The 24,598-nt window shown below is 29.3% G+C and carries 24 protein-coding genes and 1 pseudogene; 3 read left to right on the top strand and 22 right to left on the bottom strand.

Annotation, left to right across the window (positions count from 1 at the left end):
• Positions 1 to 262: 262 nt before the first annotated feature.
• Positions 263 to 1,459 (top strand): nucleotidyltransferase, encoded by a 1,197-nt coding sequence (locus tag HF850_RS01120; RefSeq protein ID WP_169103648.1) that lies wholly within the window; start codon positions 263 to 265, stop codon positions 1,457 to 1,459.
• A gap of 200 nt (positions 1,460 to 1,659) precedes the next feature.
• Entirely contained in the window at positions 1,660 to 2,829 is a 1,170-nt protein-coding gene (ylbJ, locus tag HF850_RS01115) for a sporulation integral membrane protein YlbJ (protein WP_169103647.1), read from the top strand.
• Here ylbJ and HF850_RS01110 read toward each other — a convergent pair.
• From HF850_RS01110 to HF850_RS01085, 6 genes are all read right to left on the bottom strand, one after another.
• The gene (locus tag HF850_RS01110; RefSeq protein ID WP_169103646.1) at positions 2,809 to 3,351 is read right to left on the bottom strand and encodes an ATPase; all 543 of its coding nucleotides are present in this window, start codon (positions 3,349 to 3,351) and stop codon (positions 2,809 to 2,811) included. The two genes, ylbJ and HF850_RS01110, sit on opposite strands and share 21 nt — an antisense overlap.
• Before the next feature lie 13 nt (positions 3,352 to 3,364).
• Positions 3,365 to 3,844: a pantetheine-phosphate adenylyltransferase gene (coaD, locus tag HF850_RS01105; protein WP_169103645.1), complete on the bottom strand. Its 480-nt coding sequence runs from the start codon at positions 3,842 to 3,844 to the stop codon at positions 3,365 to 3,367.
• 11 nt (positions 3,845 to 3,855) lie between these two features.
• A complete protein-coding gene (gene rsmD / locus HF850_RS01100; protein ID WP_169103644.1) occupies positions 3,856 to 4,404 on the bottom strand; it encodes a 16S rRNA (guanine(966)-N(2))-methyltransferase RsmD in 549 nt (182 codons plus the stop codon).
• A gap of 65 nt (positions 4,405 to 4,469) precedes the next feature.
• Positions 4,470 to 6,503: an ATP-dependent DNA helicase RecG gene (gene recG, locus HF850_RS01095; RefSeq protein ID WP_169103643.1), complete on the bottom strand. Its 2,034-nt coding sequence runs from the start codon at positions 6,501 to 6,503 to the stop codon at positions 4,470 to 4,472.
• Between the two features lie 181 nt (positions 6,504 to 6,684).
• Positions 6,685 to 8,346, bottom strand: coding sequence for a DAK2 domain-containing protein (locus tag HF850_RS01090; RefSeq protein ID WP_169103642.1), 1,662 nt, complete (start codon positions 8,344 to 8,346; stop codon positions 6,685 to 6,687).
• 13 nt (positions 8,347 to 8,359) lie between these two features.
• Complete coding sequence (locus HF850_RS01085; RefSeq protein WP_169103641.1) at positions 8,360 to 8,710, bottom strand: Asp23/Gls24 family envelope stress response protein; 351 nt, start codon at positions 8,708 to 8,710, stop codon at positions 8,360 to 8,362.
• 207 nt (positions 8,711 to 8,917) lie between these two features.
• Here HF850_RS01085 and rpmB point away from each other — a divergent pair, with 207 nt between their 5' ends.
• Complete coding sequence (rpmB, locus tag HF850_RS01080) at positions 8,918 to 9,109, top strand: 50S ribosomal protein L28 (RefSeq protein WP_002579588.1); 192 nt, start codon at positions 8,918 to 8,920, stop codon at positions 9,107 to 9,109.
• Positions 9,110 to 9,502: 393 nt separating this feature from the next.
• On the opposite strand, the gene HF850_RS01075 is transcribed toward rpmB, so the two are convergent.
• The 16 genes and pseudogenes from HF850_RS01075 to HF850_RS01000 form a co-directional block, all read right to left on the bottom strand.
• Positions 9,503 to 10,138, bottom strand: a complete 636-nt coding sequence (locus tag HF850_RS01075) for a thiamine diphosphokinase (RefSeq protein WP_169103640.1) — start codon at positions 10,136 to 10,138, stop codon at positions 9,503 to 9,505.
• Between the two features lie 5 nt (positions 10,139 to 10,143).
• Positions 10,144 to 10,788, bottom strand: a complete 645-nt coding sequence (rpe, locus tag HF850_RS01070) for a ribulose-phosphate 3-epimerase (protein ID WP_169103639.1) — start codon at positions 10,786 to 10,788, stop codon at positions 10,144 to 10,146.
• Complete coding sequence (gene rsgA / locus HF850_RS01065) at positions 10,782 to 11,654, bottom strand: ribosome small subunit-dependent GTPase A (RefSeq protein WP_169103638.1); 873 nt, start codon at positions 11,652 to 11,654, stop codon at positions 10,782 to 10,784. Before rsgA ends, rpe begins: the two co-directional genes overlap by 7 nt.
• 80 nt (positions 11,655 to 11,734) lie before the next feature.
• Positions 11,735 to 13,696, bottom strand: coding sequence for a Stk1 family PASTA domain-containing Ser/Thr kinase (gene pknB, locus HF850_RS01060; protein ID WP_169103637.1), 1,962 nt, complete (start codon positions 13,694 to 13,696; stop codon positions 11,735 to 11,737).
• Positions 13,697 to 13,698: 2 nt separating this feature from the next.
• Positions 13,699 to 14,418, bottom strand: a complete 720-nt coding sequence (locus HF850_RS01055) for a Stp1/IreP family PP2C-type Ser/Thr phosphatase (protein WP_169103636.1) — start codon at positions 14,416 to 14,418, stop codon at positions 13,699 to 13,701.
• Between the two features lies 1 nt (position 14,419).
• Positions 14,420 to 15,463 carry a 23S rRNA (adenine(2503)-C(2))-methyltransferase RlmN gene (rlmN, locus tag HF850_RS01050; RefSeq protein ID WP_169103635.1) on the bottom strand — a complete coding sequence of 348 codons (1,044 nt, stop codon included), beginning with the start codon at positions 15,461 to 15,463 and terminating at the stop codon, positions 14,420 to 14,422.
• Between the two features lie 14 nt (positions 15,464 to 15,477).
• Positions 15,478 to 16,794, bottom strand: a pseudogene (gene rsmB / locus HF850_RS01045) (16S rRNA (cytosine(967)-C(5))-methyltransferase RsmB).
• Between the two features lie 13 nt (positions 16,795 to 16,807).
• Positions 16,808 to 17,494, bottom strand: a complete 687-nt coding sequence (locus tag HF850_RS01040; RefSeq protein WP_169103634.1) for a zinc metallopeptidase — start codon at positions 17,492 to 17,494, stop codon at positions 16,808 to 16,810.
• Positions 17,495 to 17,510: 16 nt separating this feature from the next.
• Positions 17,511 to 18,437, bottom strand: a complete 927-nt coding sequence (gene fmt / locus HF850_RS01035) for a methionyl-tRNA formyltransferase (protein WP_169103633.1) — start codon at positions 18,435 to 18,437, stop codon at positions 17,511 to 17,513.
• Between the two features lie 24 nt (positions 18,438 to 18,461).
• Entirely contained in the window at positions 18,462 to 18,902 is a 441-nt protein-coding gene (gene def, locus HF850_RS01030) for a peptide deformylase (RefSeq protein WP_169103632.1), read from the bottom strand.
• An 11-nt stretch (positions 18,903 to 18,913) separates the two neighbouring features.
• A complete protein-coding gene (priA, locus tag HF850_RS01025) occupies positions 18,914 to 21,109 on the bottom strand; it encodes a primosomal protein N' (protein ID WP_169103631.1) in 2,196 nt (731 codons plus the stop codon).
• Positions 21,110 to 21,244: 135 nt separating this feature from the next.
• Positions 21,245 to 22,429, bottom strand: coding sequence for a bifunctional phosphopantothenoylcysteine decarboxylase/phosphopantothenate--cysteine ligase CoaBC (gene coaBC, locus HF850_RS01020; protein WP_169103630.1), 1,185 nt, complete (start codon positions 22,427 to 22,429; stop codon positions 21,245 to 21,247).
• Position 22,430: 1 nt separating this feature from the next.
• The gene (rpoZ, locus tag HF850_RS01015; protein WP_169103629.1) at positions 22,431 to 22,649 is read right to left on the bottom strand and encodes a DNA-directed RNA polymerase subunit omega; all 219 of its coding nucleotides are present in this window, start codon (positions 22,647 to 22,649) and stop codon (positions 22,431 to 22,433) included.
• Positions 22,630 to 23,268 (bottom strand): guanylate kinase, encoded by a 639-nt coding sequence (gene gmk, locus HF850_RS01010; RefSeq protein ID WP_169103628.1) that lies wholly within the window; start codon positions 23,266 to 23,268, stop codon positions 22,630 to 22,632. The genes rpoZ and gmk overlap by 20 nt, the downstream gene beginning before the upstream one ends.
• Positions 23,268 to 23,537, bottom strand: a complete 270-nt coding sequence (locus tag HF850_RS01005; RefSeq protein WP_169103627.1) for a DUF370 domain-containing protein — start codon at positions 23,535 to 23,537, stop codon at positions 23,268 to 23,270. The genes gmk and HF850_RS01005 overlap by 1 nt, the downstream gene beginning before the upstream one ends.
• 13 nt (positions 23,538 to 23,550) lie before the next feature.
• Positions 23,551 to 24,432, bottom strand: a complete 882-nt coding sequence (locus HF850_RS01000; protein WP_169103626.1) for a YicC/YloC family endoribonuclease — start codon at positions 24,430 to 24,432, stop codon at positions 23,551 to 23,553.
• Positions 24,433 to 24,598: the final 166 nt, after the last annotated feature.

The raw sequence follows: 24,598 nt of genomic DNA, 5'->3' as shown, positions 1-24,598 counted from the left end.
AATTCTTTAGATTTAAAATAATCAAAATTATCAGACAATTAACCTTAAAAATACACATAGGCTAAAAGTTTTTTTTTTAACAATTAAAAAATATTTTTTAATTTGATAAAATCAAGCAAAAATACCACTGTAAACATTTTTAACATAATACTTTTTATACTTATTTTATAAAAAAATTACAGTAATAATTTCCTTTATAAATATATTTTTTCAGTCTATAATAAATAATATTCAATTAACTTTATAAAAAAGAGGTGAATTCATGATTACAGGAATTATTACTGAATATAATCCATTTCACAAAGGCCATGCATATCATTTATTACACTGCAAAAAAGATACAAAGTCTTCAGGTGTAGTATGTGTAATGAGTGGTAATTTTATGCAAAGAGGAATACCAGCAATAGTTGACAAATGGAAACGTGCAGAAATGGCTGTTAAGAACGGAGTAGATTTAGTAATTGAACTACCATTAGTATATTCAATTTCTTCAGCGGAATATTTCGCATTTGGAGGCATTTCACTTTTAAACAATTTAGGAATAATAGATACAGTTTATTTTGGAAGTGAACATGGCAATATTGATGTTTTAGATTCTATTGCAGATGTACTTTCAAATGAACCTTTAGAATATAAAAAACTTTTAAAAAAGCATTTAGATAATGGATTTCCATTCCATTCAAGCAGATCCATTGCTTTAGACCAATACTTAAAAAATGAAAATGTAAAAGAAGTATTATCAAATTCCAACAATATATTAGGAATAGAATATATTAAAGCAATAAAATCCTTAAACAGCAAAATCATACCTAAAACTCTTAAACGAGAAGGTTCTTCTTATAATGAAGAAACTTTAAGCAAATCATTTGCTTCAGCAACCTCAATAAGAAAACATCTTAAAGAAAACTCTATAGATTTATTAGGAGATGTTTTAACTGAAGAAAGTTTTGCTATACTAAATAACTTACATCAAAATAATTATAAGTTTACTTTCGAAGAAGATATGTTTAAGTATATAAAATATAAACTACTTACAAATGAAAATGCATTAGCCTCTCTTCCTGATGTATCCGAAGGTCTTGATAATAAAATTTACAAAGAAATACTTTCCTCAAATTCTTTAGACCAGCTTATATTATCTGTTAAAAGCAAGAGATATACTTATACACGAATAAACAGAATACTGGCTCAATGTTTTTTAAATTTAGAAAATTATGATTTATTAAAGCTTGCAAAATCACCAGCTCCATATGCACGGGTGCTTGCTTTTAATAATACTGGACGTGAAATCTTAAAAAAAATGAAAAAAACTTCAACCATTGATATAATAACTAAAATTCCAAAAAATAATTTATGTGATCATTTAAAACTCGATATTTTAGGTACGAAGGCATATTCAGTTTTAAATAACCATATAAATCCAATGGCAGATTATTTTAATGGACCTATCATAATATAAAAGTTATTTACATAATCATAGGAATAGAAATAAAAATAGTACGAGTTACTGAACAATATCTACAATTTATGCAATAAAATAATCTCATTTATGGGTAATCTGTGATCAACTAGCAGTTACCCGTAAATAAAAAATTTTATAAGCAGCTTTTTTAGATATTACGTTATTCTTACTCGTCCTTTATAGATAGGGGTGATTCTATGACTGTGATTATAATCTTGTGTTTATTAATTATTCTACTGATAATTCTACTTATAAAACAGTTGAATATGGATAAAAATATAATTTTCTGTATTATTATTTCTATTTTAATAGTTTTATTCACTATAAATATAAAGACATGCATTCCTGCAGCACTTGATGGCTGTAAATTGTGGTATAAAGCAATACTACCAACTACATTTCCATTTGTTATAATATGCAACTTGCTTATATCTTATAATGGTATTGAACTATATTCAAAAATTCTAGGTCCTTTAATATGCAGGCCTTTAGGCCTTTCAAAAAATAGTTCATTCCCTATAGTTGCTAGTATGCTATGCGGATATCCTTTAGGTGCAAAATATTCTTCTGATATTTACAAAATGGGATATATAGAAAAAAACGAATATGAGCGCTTATTAAATATAGCCTCAAATGTAGGACCATTATTTTTAGTTGGTTCTGTAGGTGCTGCATTACTAAACAATGCTTCTTTAGGATATATAATGCTTATAAGTAATTATGTATCATGTTTTATAATTGGATTAATTACAAAAAAAAAGAAGGATGTTATACAAGAATATCATCTTCCTTCTTATAAAAATACCACCTCAAATTTTGGTACTGCAATAAAATCTGCTGTTGAAAATGCAATTAATACAGTACTTACTATTGGTGGATTTATAGTAATTTTTTCAGTTATAATTTCATTAATAAAAAAGAGTCAATATATCTCATTTATCTTTAATTATCTAGGAAATATTATAAATTGTATTTCTCAAATAATATATGGAATCTTTTTAGGAAGTATAGAAATAACAAATGGCTGTAATATTATTTCCAATCTTCCTGTATCAATTCCACTAAAAATAAGTATCATAAGCTTCTTATGTTCTTTTTCAGGCCTTGCAATAATAGCACAAGTAAGTTCATTTGTCAGTGAAACAAATATACATTATAGCAAATATATATTTTTCAAATTAATTCAGGGTATTTTAAGTTTTTTTATAACATACGGTCTCACTTTAGCAATACCATCAAGTGTTTACACAAGCAGTATTCATGTTACATTGTTAAATTCTTATCTATCTATCTTGCCAGCAATTTTATTGCTTGTACTAACATTTACATGTAATTTAATATATAGATTATTTTTTCATGTCTCTTAATTCTTTAATATTATCTTTAATAACATTATCAACATCACTTAAAGTTCTATCTATGTCATTTGCAACAGTTTCAAAACTACTTTGAAGATTTTTTATCAGTATAATTTTCTGATTCTCTATTTCCCTATTTAATTGACTTAAAATTTCATCCGAATAATCTCTTGATCCTAATCTAATGGCCTTAGCATCTCTCTGAGCTGAGGCTATTATTTCTTCTGCTCTAATTTTTGCTTCTCTAACAAAATCATGACTTTCCACATTTTTTTTCATCATACTTTCAGTTTCTTTTTTTACAGACTCGTATTCCTTTTTAGCTTCCTTTAATATTCGCTCTTTTTCACCTAATACCCACTGTGCTTTTTTTAACTGATCTGGAAGGTAGTTTATTATTTGATCTATAGTTTCTAAAAGTTCTCTTTTATCCAACATTATTTTGCCACTCATAGGTACTTTCGCTGAATTTTCAACTAAGTCTTGTAAATACTCAAGTAGTTCAATAATATTTACATCCATATTATCCACTTAAAACACTCCTTTAATTTTTTATTCTATCGAGTATATCCCCTACTATTTCTAGTGGAACTAACCCTGTAATATTACCGCCAAACTTTGCAACCTGCTTTACACCGGAAGAACTTATATGTAAATTTTCAGCCGAACTCATCATACATATAGTCTCAACATTAGAATCCAGTTGATTATTTATAAATGCCATCTGTAATTCATACTCAAAATCAATAGAATTTCTAAGACCTTTTAAAAGAATACTAGCATTATATTCTTTTAAAAAGTCAACTAAAAGTCCATTAAAACTTACCACTTTTACATTTTCCATATCTTTAGTAACTCTTTTTATAAGTTCAACTCTTTCATTTGTTTCAAATAAATATTTTTTATCAATATTTACTAATACAGCTACAATGATCTCATCAAAAATCTTAGCACCTCGTTTTATTATATCAAGGTGCCCATTTGTTATTGGATCAAAGCTTCCTGGGTAAACTGCTACTTTCATTAACAAATCTCCTAACACTTATAATAACATACAGTTGTATTACCGTACTTTTTACTCTTCTTTAATTTAATACTTTCATAACCTTCATATATTTCTTCAATCGAATCTATTTTAGTTACTATTATTCCATCTTCAGCTAAAAGCCCATTTTCATAAACTATTTTCATTGCTTCAGGAATCATTTCTCTACAATAAGGTGGATCAATAAAAATCACATCAAACTTCTTCCCTTTAGATGCAAGATTTTTTAAACCTACATATGCATCAATATTCATTGGAAAACAAAAGTCTTGGAATTTTAAGTTTTCAACATTTTGTTTTAATAAAGGAAAAGTAGTATCACTTTTGTCAAATAAATAAACTTCCTTTGCTCCTCTGCTTGCTGCTTCTAAACCTAAACTACCTGTACCTGCAAATACATCTACTACTTCAGCTTCAGGTAAGTATAATTGGATAGAACTAAACATTGCTTCTTTAACTCTATCTAATGTTGGTCTTGTTTCCATTGTTGCTGGAGATATTAGTTTATGTCCTCTTGCTTTTCCTGCTATTATTCTCAAAATTAATTTCCTCCCTTAACGGTATATATTTATTATATTAACATAATTTATAATAATATTTCAAATTAATTGAAACATATATATTTACTGCTCTTTTGAAGACTTTTACTTATTTCATTTATTAATTCTCTATTTAATTCTGTATCATTATGCAGTATATTGTCCGCTTCCATTCTTGCACACCTTAAAATATTCATATCATCATAAATGTTTGCAAGTACAAATCCTTCATCTCCACTCTGTTTTCTCCCAAACATTTCTCCTGCTCCCCTAAGCTTAAGATCTTCTTCTGAAATTAAAAATCCATCACTTGATTCAACCATTATGTTCATTCTCTTTTTAGTAATATTACTCTTTGCTTTCGCTATAAGTATACAATATGATGCATATTGACCTCTTCCAACTCTTCCTCTTAACTGATGTAACTGCGCTAATCCGAATCTTTCAGCATTTTCAATAATCATTACTGATGCATTAGGAACATTAACTCCAACTTCTATAACTGTAGTTGAAATAATAACATCTAATTCATGATTCTTGAATCTCTTTATTATTTCCTCTTTTTCGCTTCCTTTCATTTTACCATGAAGAATTTCAACTCTAAGATTTCTAAAAACACCTTCTGTAACCCTATTATATACAGTTTCTACAGAATTTAATTCTTCCTTTTCATCTTCTTCTATAAGAGGACATACAATATACACTTGTCTTCCATTTTTAATTTCATCATATGCAAGTTCATACCCTATATCTCTCTTGGAATCTTCATAAAATCTAGTTTCTATCTTTTTTCTGCCTGGTGGAAGCTCATCAATTATAGAAACATCCAAATCAGAATACATATATAAAGCTAATGTTCTTGGAATTGGTGTTGCTGTCATTACAAGACAATCTGCTTTTCTTCCTTTATTCATAAGCTTGCTTCTTTGTTCTACCCCAAATCTATGCTGCTCATCTGTTATTATAAGACCTAGCTTTCCAAATTCAACATCTTCTTGGAATAAAGCATGAGTTCCAATCACTAAAATAGGATTTTCATTTTTTATTCTATCTTTTATTCTTCTCTTTTCTTTAATACTAGTTCCACCTGTTAATAATTCAATCTCTATATCATAATCAGCAAATAATTTCTTAGCTTCTTCATAATGTTGTGTAGCCAGAATTTCTGTTGGAGCCATAAGTACACACTGATATCCATTTTGAATAACATTAAATATTGCAATTAAAGCTACAATAGTCTTTCCACTTCCTACATCTCCTTGTACTAGTCTATTCATAGGTGCACTTGCTTTTTGATCTCTTAAAATATCTCTTACTACTTTCGTCTGGGCATTTGTAAGTGGAAATGGCAGCTTTTCTTTAAAATCTCTTAATTCCTCAGCCCATTCAAAGGAAATACCGTTAGTACTTTTTTTAAGTTGATATTTTAGAAGAAGAAGTTTAAGAGAATATGTAAATAGCTCTTGAAATTTCAATCTTGTTTTAGCTTTTTCAAGCATATCTCTATTTTTTGGGAAATGAATGCTTCTTATAGCATCATTTAAAGATATAAGCTTATATTTATCTAAAATTTCCTGTGGTAAATTTTCTTTTATATCCATAGATCCTAATATTTGATTAATAAGCTTTTCAAACAACTTATTACTTATATCCCCCTTTAACGGATATTTAGGAAGTATCTCACTAGACATAGCCTCATCACATGCAATTACAGGACCTATTACTTCTAAAGTATTCCCTACTCTTTTAAATTTACCCATAAGGTTATAAGATTTTCCTCTTGTATAATTGTTCTTTACATAAGGCTGATTAAACCATTTTGCAGTTACTTTATGTCCTCCATAATTAAAATCAATTGTGGTCAATATCTTACCATTTCTTGTTCTTATATCTTTTTTAAAAAGCTGCACTTCACATTTTAGAATCTGCTTTTCCTCACCATCAATATTTTCAAATTCAGCATTTCCATCTACAAATTCATAATCTCTCGGAAAATACAAAAGTATATCTAAAATATTAAAAATTCCACATCTATTTAATTTTTCAGTCGCCTTCGGGCCAACACCTTTTAATGATGAAATATTACTGTATATATCCATAATTTCTCCTTTTATCATGTATTAAATTACTATTACGCAATGAATATAATACATAATAACTTTTAAATTTATTTTCTATAAATAATATCCGTTGTACATTATACCACTATTTTTATAATTGACAATGAACAATGTATAAATTATATTTTATGCAAAAAAAGAACACCCTAAGGTGTTCCTTTTATTCTACCGAAATTAAATAGTAATATAATGGCTGATTTCCTTTATAGAATTGAATATCAAAATCTTCATATTTATCATTTAATTCAGTTTCAAACTTTTTAGCTTCTTCATCTGTTACTTCTTCACCACAATATACAGTGATAAGTTCACAATCATCATCTATCATATCAGCTAATACTTTAGCTGCTACTTCTTCTTTATTTTCACCAACTTCCTTGATTTTACCTTCAATTAAACCAAGCATGTTGCCTTCTTTAATATTTATACCATCAATTTCAGTATCTCTTACTGCATAAGTTACAGATCCAGTTTTAACACTTTCAATAGCATATTTTAGTTCTTCAAAGTTTTCTTCAACCTCGCAGTCTGGGTTAAACATTGTAGCACATGCTATACCTTGAGGAATACTTGTAGTTGGTATTACACGAATATCTTTTTCTGAAATTTCTGCTGCTTGATTTGCTGCCATTATTATATTTTTATTATTAGGTAATATAAATATATGTTCAGCATTTATTTTACTTATTGCATCAAGCATATCTTGTGTTGATGGATTCATTGTCTGACCACCTTCTATTACGTAGTCAACACCTAAATCTTTGAATATATTTGAAATTCCACTTCCCATAGCAACTGTTATAAATCCATATTTTTTCTCTTCATCACAAGTTGCTACTTCTTCAGCCTCATTGGCTTCTTTAGCTTTTTCATTCTCTTTTTTATCAGCTGCATCCATTAATAATTCTCTATGCTCTTCTCTCATATTATCAATTTTAATTTTTGATAATTCACCATATTGAACAGCATAAGATAAAACTTTTCCTGGATCATTAGTGTGTATATGAGTCTTTATAACATCATCATATCCAACTACTATCATCGAATCACCAAGTGGTTCTATTTTATCTTGGAATTCCTTAGCTTTTTTAGCATCTCCTAAAATTATAAACTCAGTACAATATCCAAATTTAATATCTACTTCTTCAGTTGACTGTGCACCAACTTTACCTGATGAACCAGCAGTAATGTCTTTAATTTCTGCTTTAATATCATCTTTTAACGCTTCATACATTCCTTGTAAGATTATATAAAGCCCCATACCACCCGAATCTACTACTTTTGCCTTCTTTAAAGCAGGTAACAATTCTGGAGTTTTATCTAGCATTATTTTAGCTTCTGCAGTAACTTCTTCCATTAAACTTACTATATCTTTAGCTTCACTTGCGATAGCAGCTTCCGATGCTGCTCTTACAACTGAAAGTATTGTTCCTTCTGTAGGTCTCATAACTGCTTTATATGCTGCATTAGATCCTTCTAAAAGTCCTACTGAAAATTCAGCAACATCCACCTCATCTTTTCCTTCTAATCCTTTTGATATACCTCTAAGGATTTGAGATAAGATAACACCTGAATTTCCTCTTGCTCCCATTAAAGCGCCTTTAGCTAACTTTTTAGAAACTTCTCCAATAGAGTCACTATCCATGTTTTCTATTTCTTTAACAGCCGCTTTAAATGTCATAGACATATTAGTTCCTGTATCACCATCTGGTACTGGGAAAACATTAAGTGCATTTACAAAATCACTTTCTTCTAATAATCTATTACTAGCATTCACAACCATGTTATAAAAATCACGGCCATTTATTTTTTCATAATTCATTTAGTTTAACCTCCTAGACTCTTACCGCTTGCACATTTACTGTTATGGATGAAACTTTAAGTCCTGTATAATTTTCAACATTATAACGTACCTTTTGTATAATGTTGCTAGAAATAACTGAAATTTTTGTTCCGTATTCAACCATAATAAATAGTTCAATCTGTAATCTATCATCATCTGTTAATTGTAACTTAACACCTTTGCTCAAATTTTCTATGCCCATAAGTTCCCAAAGACCTTCACTGGCACTTTTAGAAACCATTCCAACTACGCCATAGCACTCCATTGTTGATAAACCAACAATTTTTGCTAAAACTTCTTCTGAATAACTTATATTACCATTTTCGTTTGAAAATCCAACCATTCGTATTCCTCCTAATTCTTATTTCCTATTCTATATTCTATATTAGAACCATATTTTATTCAAGTATCCAAGTAATTAATATTACTAAAACAACATTTTCTTCAAATTCTTTGAATATTTTTTCTTGCCTATTAGAAAATCATATGATATAATCTAATCTGTCCTATTGAAGAAGATTATCTTTGAAATATAAGGAGGTGTTTTCTAATGGCAAGAAGATGCGAAATTTGTGATAAGGGTGTTGTAGCAGGTGTACAATACAGCCACTCACATCGTCAATCAAAGAGAACTTGGGCTCCTAACATAAAGAAAGTAAAAGCTTTAGTTAACGGAACACCAAAAACTGTTCATGTATGTACAAGATGCCTTAGATCTGGAAAGGTTCAAAGAGCAATATAGTTCATAATAAGGAATGCAATTGTTAAGTCAATTGCATTTTTTATTTTGCAGTTTTTATTAATGAAGATTTCATATTAATTTATTCTCTCTATATTATAATAATTTTATACATATTCATATTAACATTACTTACCTAAAAAAACAAATAGTTGTAAACAAGCGTATCATTCTAACCTTATTCACAACTAATTATAAATACTTTTTTTATTATTAGAGCTTAATTATGTACACTCTATTTTTTTCTTCTAAAAAACCTTATAATATTTGAAAAAAACTTAGGCAGTTTAATAGCAATAATTTTCATAAATAAACCCTCCGAGTATATTTTTGTGTTGATAAAAATGCTCTATCTATATATTAATATTCAGAAGGCTTAAAATATGTTCCAAAAATTTAATCATTTGAATGCATTATTAATAAATTTCCACTCTCAAAACTTATTTTTATTGGCGTATCAATAAATTCATTACATATTGCTCTTGGATCTAACAGATGCATATCATATCCATCAAGATTGTATTTTGCACCTTGTATATTAAAATTCTTAACAACATCACTCAATGCATGAAAAGAAATATTTTCACCATACTCACCATATAAAGTCATATTATTATGAGCAAGATAAACTATATTGTTATCATCTACTATAATAAGCTTTGCACCTTTATCTTTGGTCGTAAGAATAAGACCTATATTCCCTAAAGTATGATCTACTCTTGTTCCTGTTCCTCCAAGAAGATAAATTTTTTCTGCTCCCATTTTCAGAGCTTCCATAATAGCTATTTCAGTATCTGTATAATCTTTTTCAGGTGGAAATTTCTTAATTTCAATATTCTTAGAACTAATAGTTTCAAAAGTTTTCTTATTTATAGAATCAAAATCCCCTAATGATAATTGAGGAATTATATTATATTTTATAAGGCATTCATTTCCCTTATCAGCTCCTATGATAAAATCACACATAGCAACATATTTTCTAAGCAACTTTTCACTTGGTGCATTTCCACCACTAACTATTAAAGCATTCAAAAATACTACCCCCTAAGTGCTTTTATATTTTCACTTATATCTCCACTATTAAATACAGCTGATCCTGCTACTATAACATTTGCACCAGCTTCTATTACAGATTTTACGTTATCCTTTCCTATTCCTCCATCAACTTGTATAAGAAGATTTGGATTTCCCTCTTTACTCATTTCTTTAACTTCTCTTATTTTATCTAAAGAATAAGGAATAAACTTCTGACCTCCAAACCCTGGATTAACAGACATTATTAAAACCATATCTAAACTGTTTATTATATCTTTTAATACACATACTGGAGTTCCTGGATTTAATGCAACAGCTGCCATTTTTCCTTTAGATTTAATATAATTAATTGTTCTATCGATGTGTCTATCAGCTTCATAATGAATAGTTAATAAATCTGCACCTGCTTCAATAAATGCATCTATATAATTTGCTGGATTATCTATCATTAAATGAACATCAAAAACCTTATCTGTTCTATTTCTTATAGATTTTATAACAGGTAAACCAAATGATATATTTGGAACAAAAGATCCATCCATAACATCAATATGGATAAAATCTGCTCCTCCTTTATCTATTCTTTCTATATCTTCTCCTAATTTTGAAAAATCAGCAGATAATATTGATGGTGCTATCTTTACCATTTGTTTTTCTCCTCCTTCATTATCTCCTCTAATGATTTAACATAGAAATCATATCTATATTTATTAACCTTGCCTTCTTCTACAGCTTCTTTTAAAACGCATTTAGGTTCTTTATAATGTAGACATCCTCTATATTTACACTTATCATTATACTCGGTAAATTCCGGAAAACAATATTTCAAATCATTTTTATCCATAAGCTCCTTTATTTCTAGAGTAGAAAAACCTGGAGTATCCACTATATATCCATCTTCTATTTCTATAAGTTCGCTATGTCTAGTTGTATGTTTTCCTCTTCCAAGTTTAACACTTACACTTCCAGTTTCCATATGCTCTTTATCTGCAAGTTTATTAATAAGTGTTGATTTACCTGCACCTGATGGACCACATAATACTGTAACATTTCCTTGAATTCTTTCCTTAAGTCTTTCGATTCCAATACCTTCTTTTGCATTAATGTAAAGAACCTCATATCCAATATCATTTATTCTCTTTTTTATTTCTTCTCTTTCATCTTCAGATACTAAATCTACTTTGTTTAAACATACAACAACTTCAATATTATTGTATTCACATAATATTAAAAATTTATTCAGCAAATCAAAGTTTATATCTGGATTCTTTACTGCAAAAACAATAAATGCCAAAGATACATTAGCAACAGTTGGTCTGATAAGTTCTGATGTTCTTTTATGTATATCTTCAATTACCCCTTTTCCATTTTCTATCTTTATTGTAACATCATCACCTACCATAGGTTTTATATCTTTATGTCTAAATTTCCCTCTAGCTTTGCATTCTATTAAACCTTCTTCTGTCTTAATATAATAAAACCCCCCAATGCCTTTTATAATCTTTCCATTCATATTATTCCTCCATAATTTGTATAAATTAAATATATTATAAAAGGAGAGGCTTTTAAAATCAACCTCCCCCCAAAATTTTATTAATTATCTGTTTTAGTAGTATTATTATCATTAGTATTAGCTACTGGAGCATTTCCACCAGTGTTTTCTTCACCTGATGGCTTTGCAGTAGTTTGTGAACTTGAATTTCCTGCTTCCTCTTTGTGATTTTCTCCGCTATTAGTATTATTACTATTATTTTTGTTATTATTATTAGTATTATTGTTACTACTATTATGGTTATTGTTAATATCGCTATGGCTATTGCCATTGTTATTATTATTATTATTATTATTATTATTGTTACTATTATTATTTACATTAGAGTTATCTTTGTCAGAACCATTCTGTTCTGTTTTATCATTTTGTTTTGCTTCTGTACTTGTTTGTGGCTTATCAGTATCCTTAACTTCTGGTTCTGAATTATTTGTTTTGTCTTTATCGTCATCTTGATTGTTTTTCTTGTTATTAGTAACAGTATTCTTAATTACTCTAGGACCTTTACTTATAACAACTGTAATCTCTGTATTTTCATCTACTTCAGTATCTTTTGCTGGAGTCTGTCTTATTATTTTGCCTTTAGGAATATCACTACTATACTCTTCACTAGTACTTGATATCTTTAACTTATATGAACTTAAAATTGTATTTGCAGTATCAAGGTCATCTTCAACTAGATCTGGCATTTTAACTTTTGCTGCTCCTCCACTGACAATTACTCTAATTTGACTATTTTCTTTTACTTTAGTTCCAGCTTCAATATTTGATTTAATTATTGTTCCTTTTTGTTGATCACTTTCCTCAGTTCCAGCTTCAACTAAAACTAAATTCATAGATTCAAGTGTACTTTTAGCTTCATCAACATTCATTCCAACTAAATTAGGAACAGTAACTTCTTTTGCTCTATTGCCTAAAAGCTTATAACCACCTACTCCTAAAACAATCACTAATACAATTCCTACTACTCCTAAAAGTATTTTATTTATCATAGATTTTTTCTTAACGAAAAATGAATCATCATCATAGTCGTCATCATAATAATAATCATCATCTTCTTCATCGTTAGAATAAGCAGCCTTAGGAGCAGTTTCCTTTGGTTTTTGCTTAGTCATTTCCTCACTTACAGCAGACATTATTATTGTATGCTCATTATCATCATTATCATCACCAATAATAGCATTTGGATTATTTTTAATCTTTTGCAAATCTGCTATCATTTCTTTAGCCGTTTGATACCTCTTACTAGGTTCTTTCTCCATTGCTTTTAAAATTAAAGTATTTAAGCTGTCTGGAATCTTAGAATTAAGAGTCTTTGGAGGTACAACATCCTCTTGTATATGTTTTAAAGCAATAGTTACAGCACTATCACCTTGGAATGGCACTACTCCAGTTACCATTTCATATAATACAACACCTAACGAATATAAATCAGTTCTACAATCAATAAAGCTTCCCTTTGCTTGTTCTGGAGAAAGATAATGTGCTGATCCCATTATTGTACTAGTATTTGTAATAGTTGATGATGTTGATGACTTAGCTATTCCAAAATCAGTTACTTTCATAACACCATCTTCAGTAACTAATATGTTTTGTGGTTTTACATCTCTATGAATTATTTTATTTCTATGCGCACAATCTAACGCTTTTGCAATTTGAATTGCAACTGAAATACCAGTTTCATAATTCATTTTCCCAACTTGTTTTATAACATCTTTTAATGTTTTTCCATTAACATATTCCATTACAATATAATTTATATCATCAGCCTGAGTTCCTACATCTAACACATTAACTATATTGTTGTCAGATAAGGTTGCAATGGCAGTTGCTTCTCCCATAAACTTTTCTACTATATCAGCATTATTACAGAATTCTTTCTTAAGTATTTTTACAGCAACAAATCTATTTAATTTGTTATCACGTGCTTTAAATACTTGAGACATTCCGCCTTCGCCAATTTTCTCTAGCAACTCATATCTGTTACCAAGTACGATTCCTTCCATTTTTACATCTCTCCTCCAAACAACAACACTGTTATATTATCCCTGCCACCTTTTTCTTTAGCCATATCAACAAGTTTATTGGCAATATGATCATAATTTTTTTCACTCATGACAATCTGTAAAATTTCTTCTTTTGTTAATTCATTTGTTAATCCATCTGAACATAATAATAGAACTTCATATTCGCCATTCATTACATCAAATACATCAATACATACATTTTGATTTGTTCCCAAAGCTCTTGTTATTATATTTTTCTTAGGATGATTTACAGCCTCCATTTCACTTATTGTACCACTATCAATAAGTTCCTGTACAAGTGAATGATCTTTAGTAATCTTTTTTATCATTCCATCCTTTATACCAATGCATGAACTATCACCAACATTGGCAACATATATATTTTTTCTAGTTATTAAGCATGCTGTAACTGTTGTTCCCATACCATTTAATTTATCACTTGTCATTGAGAAGTTAAATATTTCTCTATTTGCTTCTTCAATTGCTATCTTAATGAGTTCTCTTTCATGTATCTTAGAAAAATTATATTTTACATAATCTACAATTCTCTCTGCTGCCATTTTACTTGCAACTTCTCCAGCATTATGCCCGCCCATTCCATCTGCTACTACATAAATTTTAAAATCAGCATCTTCATAATAAGCTGCATAGTCTTCATTAAGTGCTCTTTTCAAACCTATGTCACTTACCAAGCCTACCATATTAATCCTCCCCTATCTTTTGGGTTTTAATGTAACTTCTTCTAAGTTGTCCACATGCTGCATTAATGTCACTTCCCATTTCTCTTCTAGTTGTAACTTCAACTCCATAATTCTTAATTATTTCAGAAAAATCTTCTATAGTTTTTTTAGATGATCTCTTAAATGTATTTTCTTTTACCTCATTTACAGGTATAAGATTTACATGACATAAAAGGCCCTTTAAAAGTTTTCCTAATGCTTTTGCATCTTCCTTACCATCATTTTTATCTTTAATTAATGCATATTCAAATGTAACTCTTCTATTAGTTTTATTAATATAGTATTTACATGCTTCAAGTAATTCTTCTATTGTGTATTTATTTGCAATAGGCATAATTTCTTTTCTTTTTTCATCGCTAAATGCATGTAGCGAAATAGCCAATGTAGTACTAAATTCCTTATCTGCTAATTCATATATCTTCGGAACAATACCACAAGTTGATAATGTTATATGTCTCTGTCCTATATTTAATCCATAATCTGCAGAAACTACTTCTAAAAATTTAACTACATTATCATAATTATCTAATGGTTCTCCACTCCCCATTAATACAATATTAGAAATTCTTTCTCCAATATATTTTTGGACTACTAATACTTCAGATAGCATTTCACCAGTAGTTAGATTTCTAACACGTCCTTCAATTGTTGAAGCACAGAATTTACATCCCATCCTACATCCTACTTGAGTAGATATACATATTGAATTCCCATGCTTATATCTCATAAGTACACTTTCAATTAAATTTCCATCTGGAAACCCTAGAAGGAACTTTTCAGTTCCATCTAGATTTGATTTATATACTTCAACAATTTCAGGCATTGTAATTGTAAAGTTTTCTTTAAGTTTTTCTTGTAATGACTTTGGAATATTTTTCATTCCTTCAAAGTCAGTTACCCCCTTATATACCCATGATAGTATTTGCTTGCCCCTAAATGCACTTTCACCATTTTCTTTCATCCATACTTTAAGTTCATCTAAAGTATAATCTAGTAAATTGTTCATTTATTCACCTACTATTATTTCTTTTCTAATTTGGCAACAAAGAATCCATCCATATCTTCATTTGGCATTATAGTTAGCGAACCATCTCTATTGTATGCTAAGTTATCTTGCTTACCTACAAAAATTTTCTTAATTTCACAGTCCTTATGCTTATTTATAAACCATTCAATATTTTCTTCATTTTCCTCTTTATTTAAAGTACAAGTTGAATAAATCATTATTCCACCTTTCTTTAAATATTGCCATGCATTTTCCATTATTTCTCTTTGAATTGGAATTATTTCTCTTAAATCATTTCTTTTCTTATTCCATTTAATTTCTGGTTTCTTTCTTATTATGCCTAATCCAGAACATGGAACGTCTATAAGTACTCTATCACTTGAAGCAATTAATTCAGCATTTAACTTAGTAGCATCATTTGCTGCAACTTCAACATTAGTTATACCTAATCTTTCACAGTTTTCTTTTATTAAATTAAGTTTTGATTCATGTAAATCAAATGCAAGAACTTTACCTGTATTTCTTAGAATTTAAGCTATATGAGTAGTCTTTCCTCCTGGAGCACTACATAAATCTAAAACAGTCATTCCTTCTTCTAAATCAAGAAGTGGAGCTATAAGCATAGCACTTTCATCTTGAACTGTTATTTTACCTTCTACAAATAAAGGATTGCTTTCTATTGATTTTCCACCTCTAATACTTATTGCTTCTGGACATACAGCACCTTCTTCAATATCATATTCCATATTTTCAAGTTCTTCATAAACATCATCATAATCCGCTTTAAGTTCATTAACTCTTATACTTACCTTCGGAATATTATTTAATCCTGCCATTATTCTTTTAGCCGTATTTTCACCATATTGCTTTATTAAAAGTCTTATCATCCATGGTTCAAAAGAGAATTTATATGCATATTCGTCTATTTTATTTCCTGGAACATTAATATCATCAGGATTTTTTGTAAAACTTCTTAATATACCATTAACTAATTTAGCATCACTTTCTGATACTTCTTTAGCTTCTTCTACTGCTTCATTACATGCCGCATAACTTGGTATCTTATCTAAAAAATTCATTTGATATACTGCAACTCTTAAAATATTTAATGTATTTTTATCCATTAATTTTATATCTTTTACAAAGTTACCTATTATTATATCTAATGTTTTCTTTCTTCTTAAAACACCATAAACTATTTCTGTAAGTAAGGCTTTATCTTTGTCATTAAGCTCAACTTCATTTAATTCTTTAGAAAGAATTATATTAGAATATGCTCCTTCATTTAAAACTCTATTTAATATTTTTACTGCTAATTTTCTACAATTCATATGCTACCTCTTCTTAATCATCTCTATTGCTTAAAGCAATTAGTCTTATTAGCTGTGATACCGCCATTAATGTCGCTGCCACATAAGTCATTGCAGCTGCTCCTAAAACTTTTTGTGCATCTTTTATTTCATTTCCATAAAGTATACCTCTTGATTCTAGAATTCTCAATGCTCTATTTGAAGCATTAAATTCAACAGGTAACGTAATAAGTTGAAATATTACTACAGCTGAAAACAATAAAATTCCAAGTGCTGTAAGTCCTCTAAATCCAAGTAATAACCCAATAAAGAATAATACCCAAGATATATTCGAACTAATATTTACTACTGGCACTATAGAATTTCTTATAACCAGGGGCTTATAACTTTCTTTATGCTGAATCGCATGACCAACCTCATGAGCTGCAATTCCTGCTGCTGCAATTGTTGGATTATTATAAACTTCTGGTGATAATCTAAGTACCCTGCTTGATGGATCATAATGATCTCCAAGCCTTGCATTTACCATTTCTATTCTCACATCAAATAATCCAGCTCCATCTAAAATCATTCTTGCAACCTGCATACCTGTATACCCATTGGTAGTTTTAACTCTACTATATTTATTATAAGTAGAATTTATTTTCATCTGTGCAAAGAATGAAATAATTATAGCTGGCAATAATAGAATTACTGTCGGATCAAAATATAGCCCATGCATTGGATCTACACCTCCACTATCCTAAAATTATATTTTTCTCAATATCGTGTCCATTTATATACTGTTCAACCATTAATGGCTTCCCATTTGGAAATTGTACTTTCTTAATTAACAATACATTGTTGCCACATGTAACTTTTATACCCTCTTTACTTACATCAATTATTGTTCCTGGAGTCTTATCAGTTTTTTCTTTTAAGACTTCACTTTCAAATATTTTCATTCTTTGATCTTTATAACTGCTATATGCAATTGGCCAAGGATTTAATCCTCTAATTAAATTGTGTATTTCTTCTGCGTCCTTATCCCAGCATATATTAGCAATTTCTTTATTAAGCATCTTAGCATAGAATGTTTCTCCACTTTGCTTTTCAGGAACTATTGTTTTATTTGCCAAACCTTCAATAGTTTCAACTAATAAATCAGCACCTCTTACTTTTAAAATGTCATAAAGCTCACCAGCAGTCATACTATATGGTATTTGTACTTCATCTTTTAAAAGCATATCTCCAGTATCTAACCCTACATCCATAAGCATTGTAGTATTACCTGATACCTTTTCTCCTCTTATTACAGCCCACTGAATTGGTGCCGCTCCTCTATACATAGGTAAAAGAGAACCGTGAAGATTTATACAGCCATACTTTGGTATATCTAAAACTTCTTTTGTTAAAATCTGTCCAAATGCAACTACTATTATAAAATCAGGTTTCATTTCCTTTAATTTTTCAATAAGTTCTATATCATCCTTAAGCTTAACAGGTTGGTATACAGGGATATTATGCTTTAAAGCTTCTTCCTTAACCTCAGAATATCCCATCTTCTTTCCTCTACCCTTTGGCTTATCTGGTTGCGTAAATACAGCAATAACATTGTATTTTTCAACTAATTTTTGTAATGATGGAACTGCAAAATCAGGAGTACCCATAAATACTATGTTCATTAATTTTTCCTCCTTTGCTAATTTCTATTTTTCAACTCTGTCTACGAATAAAGTACCATCTAAATGGTCATTTTCATGTAAAATAGCTCTAGCTAAAAGTTCTTCAGCTTCTATTTCAAATTCCTCACCTTTTTCATTTATTGCTCTAGCTTTTACATAATAAGGTCTTTTTACTTCTTCTAATTCACCAGGTAAACTTAAGCATCCTTCTTGGTCAACTTGTTCTCCATCAGTTTCTAAAATTTCTGGATTTATAAATACTAGTGGCCCTTCTCCAATGTCGATGACAAACAATCTTTTTAATATACCAACTTGTGGTGCAGCAAGACCTACTCCATCAGCTTCATACATTGTGTCAAACATATCATCAATTAATGTTAATAATCTTTTATCTATCTTTTCAACTTCTCTGCATTTTTGTCTTAAAACGTCGTCTCCAAATTTTCTTATATTTCTTAATGCCATTTTAATTCCCCCTAGGTCATATTATTAGGATTAATATCTATACTAACCCTTACTTCATTATATACACTCTTATTTAATTGATAAAGTATATCTTTAATATTTTCACTAAATTTGTCGTCAAATTCACCTTTAATTATTATCTGCCATCTATAATTATCTTTTAATTTACTGATAATACAAGGTACTGGTCCCAACATTTTTAAATCTCCTACTATTAATTTTTTCAAATTAACTTGTAAGTTATTCATAAATTTTTTTAATTTTTCCTCATTTTTAGAAGAACCACCAATCAATAATATTTTACCAAAAGGAGGATTGGCCATCAACCTTCTAAGATTTATTTCTTCTTTAAACAATCCTTCATAATTTTCATCTTTTGCATAATTTAGACTGTAGTGATTAGGTGTATAACTCTGAACTATTACTTTTCCATCATCTTCTCCTCTACCAGCTCTTCCTGCAACCTGAGTTATTATTTGATACGTTCTTTCAGCTGCTCTATAATCGGGTATATTTAAAGACATATCAGCTGCCAATATTCCTACAAGTGTCACATCTTTAAAATCAAGCCCTTTAGATACCATCTGAGTACCTATAAGAATATCTGCTTCATGATTTTTAAAAGAATTATATATTGATTCATGAGAATTTTTATATCTTGTTGTATCTACATCCATTCTTAAAACTTTTGCTTTTGGAAAGTATTTCTTAACTTCCTGTTCAACACGCTCTGTCCCTGCCCCAAAAAATTTCACATATTTACTTCCGCATTCGGGACATACTTTTTCTGCCTTTTGCGCTCTCCCACAATAATGGCACACAAGATATCCATTTTTATGATATGTCATTGATACATCACATTCAGGACATTTAAATACATATCCACAGCTTCTGCATGATATGAATGTTGAAAAACCTCTTCTATTTAAAAATAATATTATCTGCTTCTTCTCATTTAGTGTTTCTTCAATGGCAGAAGATAATTTTCTACTAAATAGTGACATATTGCCGCTTTTCAATTCTTGTCTCATATCTACTATTTCCATCTTAGGCATAGACTTACCATTAACTCTATTATTCATTTCAAGAAGTTTATATTCACCTTTCAATGCTTTATAATAAGTTTCTATACTAGGAGTTGCAGATCCTAATACAAGTTTACATCCTTTAATTTCACACAAATATTCACTTACTTCTCTAGTATGATACTTAGGATTCTGCTCAGACTTATACGTATTTTCATGTTCTTCATCTATTATTATAAGTCCAAGATTCATTAAAGGAAGAAATAATGCACTTCTCGCACCTATTACAAGCCTTGCTTTTCCTTCTTTAATTCTATACCATTCATCAAATCTTTCACCATCACTAAGTTTACTATGAAATAGTGCAACATCTTCCCCAAATCTGCCTTTAAATCTCTCAATCATTTGAGGTGTAAGTGCTATTTCTGGCACAAGAACTACAGCACTTTTTCCAATTGAAAGTACATATTCAACAAGTCTCATATATACTTCAGTTTTTCCTGAACCCGTTACACCTTTTATTAAATATTTATAATCATCGCCTCTAATTATTGAATTTACACAATACTGCTGTTCAAGTGTCAAATCTTTTCGTAGTTCACTTCCATATGTCCTAGTGTTATATCTAAATACTAATTTTTCTTCACACTTCAATATTTCTTTTTCTATAAGCTTATTCAACGAATATAAAGAAAAATCCTTATTTTGAGTCAGTTCTGTTTTTGTATACACGCCATTATTTTCAACAATATATTCATATAAATTTCTGTAGTTATCTTTTTTAAAAAATTCTTCACTAAGTTCTCCATTTATGCAGATAACCATTTTTTTCTTATTTGTAGAGCCTCTCATAATTCCTGGTGGAATCATAAGACGTATTGCATCTATGTACTTACATAAATATTTCTTTCTAAGAAACTTAACAACTTTTATATCGTCATAAGTCAGTATAGGCGCATCATCACAAATATTTTTAATTTTCTTTACCTTATAATTTATTTGAACATCATCTTCTTTTAATATAGATATTATAAAACCATAAACGCTCTTACTTCCCATTCCAAAAGGGATTTTAACTCTATATCCAACATCTATATTATCTAAAAATTCATCTGGTATTTTATATGTAAATGGTTTATCTACTTCTAATGCATCGCTATTAATTATTATTTCAGCATACATATTGTATTCCCCCTTTACATTAATTTAATAATTACATACAAAAGTATATTATATTGTTTTTTTGATTACAGTCAAATAAATTTTCTAAAATTAAAATTTATTAAATTTCATTATAAATAGAAAGAAGCGCAAAGTTTAGCGCTTCTTAAGTATAATATCAAATAAATTTTCTGCAATCTTTTCTTTGCTCATCTTATCTAGATTAATTTCTTCTTTTTCTTTAGATAAAATAATAACCTTATTATCTTCAGATGCGAAGCCAGTATCGCTGCTTGTTATATCATTTGCAACTATATAATCTAAATTTTTTCTTTTAAGCTTACCTAAGGCATTTTCTCTTAAGTTTTGGCTTTCAGCTGCAAATCCAACTAGAATCTGCTTATCCTTCAAACTCCCTAACTCTTTTAAGATATCATTATCTTTAATTAATTCTAAAGATAAATCATCATTGCCTTTTTTTATCTTTTGTGTGCTATAAGTTTTTGGTTTATAATCTGCAACCGCAGCTGATTTAATAACAATATCAGCATTATTAAATTTCTCTAATACTGCTTTTCTCATTTCCTCGTTAGTTGAAACTTTTATTAATTCTATTCCATTTGGAACTTCTAACGAAGAAGGCCCTGTTACTAAAGTTACTTCAGCCCCCCTATTTCTAGCTTCCTTAGCTATTGCATATCCCATTTTCCCACTAGATCTATTTGTTATAAATCTAACCGGATCAATTGGAGCTATAGTTGGCCCAGCAGTTACTACAACCTTTTTGCCTTTTAAATCTTTCTTCTCATCTAATTCCATTAAAACTCTATCAACAATTATTTCAGGTTTTTCAAGCTTTCCTTTGCCAATAGAACCGCATGCAAGTCTTCCTTCTGCTGGTTCAATAAACTCATATCCAAAAGACTTAAGCTTTTTTATATTATCCTGAAGTATTGGATTTTCATACATATTAGTATTCATAGCCGGAGCAAAGATAACTTTTGCTTTTGTTGCCATTATTGTTGTAGAAAGCATATCATCTGCTATTCCATTAGCAACTTTTCCAATTATATTAGCTGTAGCAGGAGCAACTAATAATACATCTGCTTTTTCAGCTAAACTTATATGTTGAATTTCCCATACCTTTGGTTCTTGAAATGTGTCACATGCAACTACATTTTGGCTTAATGATTGAAATGAAAGAGGAGTTACAAACTTTGTAGCATTTTCAGTCATTATAACATTAACATTAATATCTTTCTTTATAAGAAGACTTGTTATTTCTAATGCTTTATAGACTGCAATTCCCCCACTTACCCCAAGCACAACATTTTTTTTCATTTTATTTTGCTTCCTCATTTACTCTTTCAAATTTAATAGCATCTTCATCAATTTCGTGAATAGCAATTGTTAATGGTTTATGAGAGTTAGCTTCTACTTGTGGCTTAGAACCATCAATTATTTGTCTTGCTCTCTTTGCTGATAGTAATACTAAAGAATATCTATCGTGTGTCTTTTTTAGTAGGTCTACTACTGATGGATTAATCATAGAGTTGTTCATGAATAATACCCTCCTTTGAATCTAATATACTATGTTTTATTCTATCTACTCTACATTTTTCTGCTGTTATAATTGATTCAAGTTTTTCAACAGCTGTTTCAACTTCATCATTAACTACAGCATAATTGTATTTTGAAACAAAATTAATTTCTTTGTAAGCTGACTTAAATCTCTTCATTAAAGATTCTTCAGTTTCGCTTCCTCTTTTTATTATTCTTTGCTTTAATTCTTCCATAGATGGAGGAAGAATAAATATGAATATACCTTCTTCAGCATTTTCTTTAACTTTTAATGCCCCTTGTATATCAATTTCTAATATTACATCTTTTCCACTTTCTAATAATTCTTCAACATTAGATTTTGGTGTGCCGTAGAAATTATCATATACTTCTGCATACTCTAAAAAGTCATCAGCTTCTATTTTTTCTTTAAATTGTTCCTTAGTCATGAAATGATAGTTTACGCCATCAACTTCACCTTTTCTTGGAGACCTTGTTGTTGCTGAAACTGATAATACAACCTCTTTATTTCTTTCCATAAAGCTTTTGCATATAGTACCTTTTCCGGCACCAGATGGCCCTGATATAACTATTAAAAGTCCTTTACCTCTGTTTTTCATTATACATCATCCTCATCAACTACTTCATCTTTAGTCGCTAATCTATGAGCTACTGTTTCTGGTTGGACTGCTGATAAAATAACATGATCACTATCTGTTATTATAACTGCTCTTGTTCTTCTCCCATAAGTAGCATCTATTAGCATGCCTCTATCCCTAGCTTCTTGAATAATTCTTTTTATAGGTGCTGATTCTGGGCTTACAATAGCAACTAATCTATTTGCAGAAACAATATTCCCAAAACCTATGTTAATTAATTTGATTCCCATGTTTTCCTCCTAACTACTCAATATTTTGAATTTGTTCTCTTATTTTTTCTAGTGTATTTTTAATTTCAATCACTTTATTTGTCATGCCAATATCGCATGATTTAGATGCAATTGTATTTGCTTCTCTATTCATTTCTTGAATTATAAAATCAAGTTTTCTACCTATTGGTTCACTTAAATTAAGAGTTGTACGCACCTGACTTAAATGACTTTTTAATCTTGTTATTTCTTCATCTACCGCAGCTTTATCAGAGAATATAGCAATTTCAAGAGCAACCCTGCTTTCATCTATATCAACGCCAGATAACAATTCATTAAGCCTTTCTTCAAGTTTCTTCTTATACATCTTAGGCACAATTTCAGATACTTTTTCAATTTCATTAACATATTGTTCAATTGTATCTAACTTAATCAATATATCTTCTTTAAGCTTTTCACCTTCACGTGCTCTCATTTCTTCCATATGCTTTAATGCACTTTCAACTAGTGGAGCTATCTCCTTGAATATATCATCTAGATTTTCTTCTGGTTCCGATACAGTTATAACATCAGGAAATCTTGCTATTTTAGTAGTTGATATATCATCAAGCGTACCTAGACTATTTTGTATTTCCTTCAAACATTCGTAGTATCCTCTAGCAAGCTCTATATTTAGCACTGGTTTTCCACAGGCACTTCCATAATTTTTATAGTTAATAAAAACATCAACTTTACCCCTGCTTAATTTTTTGCTTATTATATTACGTATTTTTTCTTCAAGTGAAAACATTATCTTAGGCATTCTAATATTTATATCTAAATATCTATGATTAACACTCTTCATTTCAATTGAAAAACTAAGTTCTTTACCTTCTTCACTTTGTGCTCTTCCAAAGCTAGTCATGCTTTTTATCACTTTTACACCCCCTTATTGAATGTCACTTTAACTATTCTTCATATATAATAATCAATTAATAAATTGCAGTCAATGATTTATTTACAATTTGTTTACAATTCTTTTTTAAAGCACTAGAAAATAAATTGTAAAAAAGCTGTATATTGAAAAATATATACAGATATTT

It is taken from the genome of Clostridium sp. SM-530-WT-3G (assembly GCF_012843905.1).
GTDB lineage: Bacteria > Bacillota > Clostridia > Clostridiales > Clostridiaceae > Clostridium.
The sequence above is the reverse complement of the archived record's forward strand: the minus strand, read 5'-3'. Positions and strand labels throughout refer to the sequence as shown.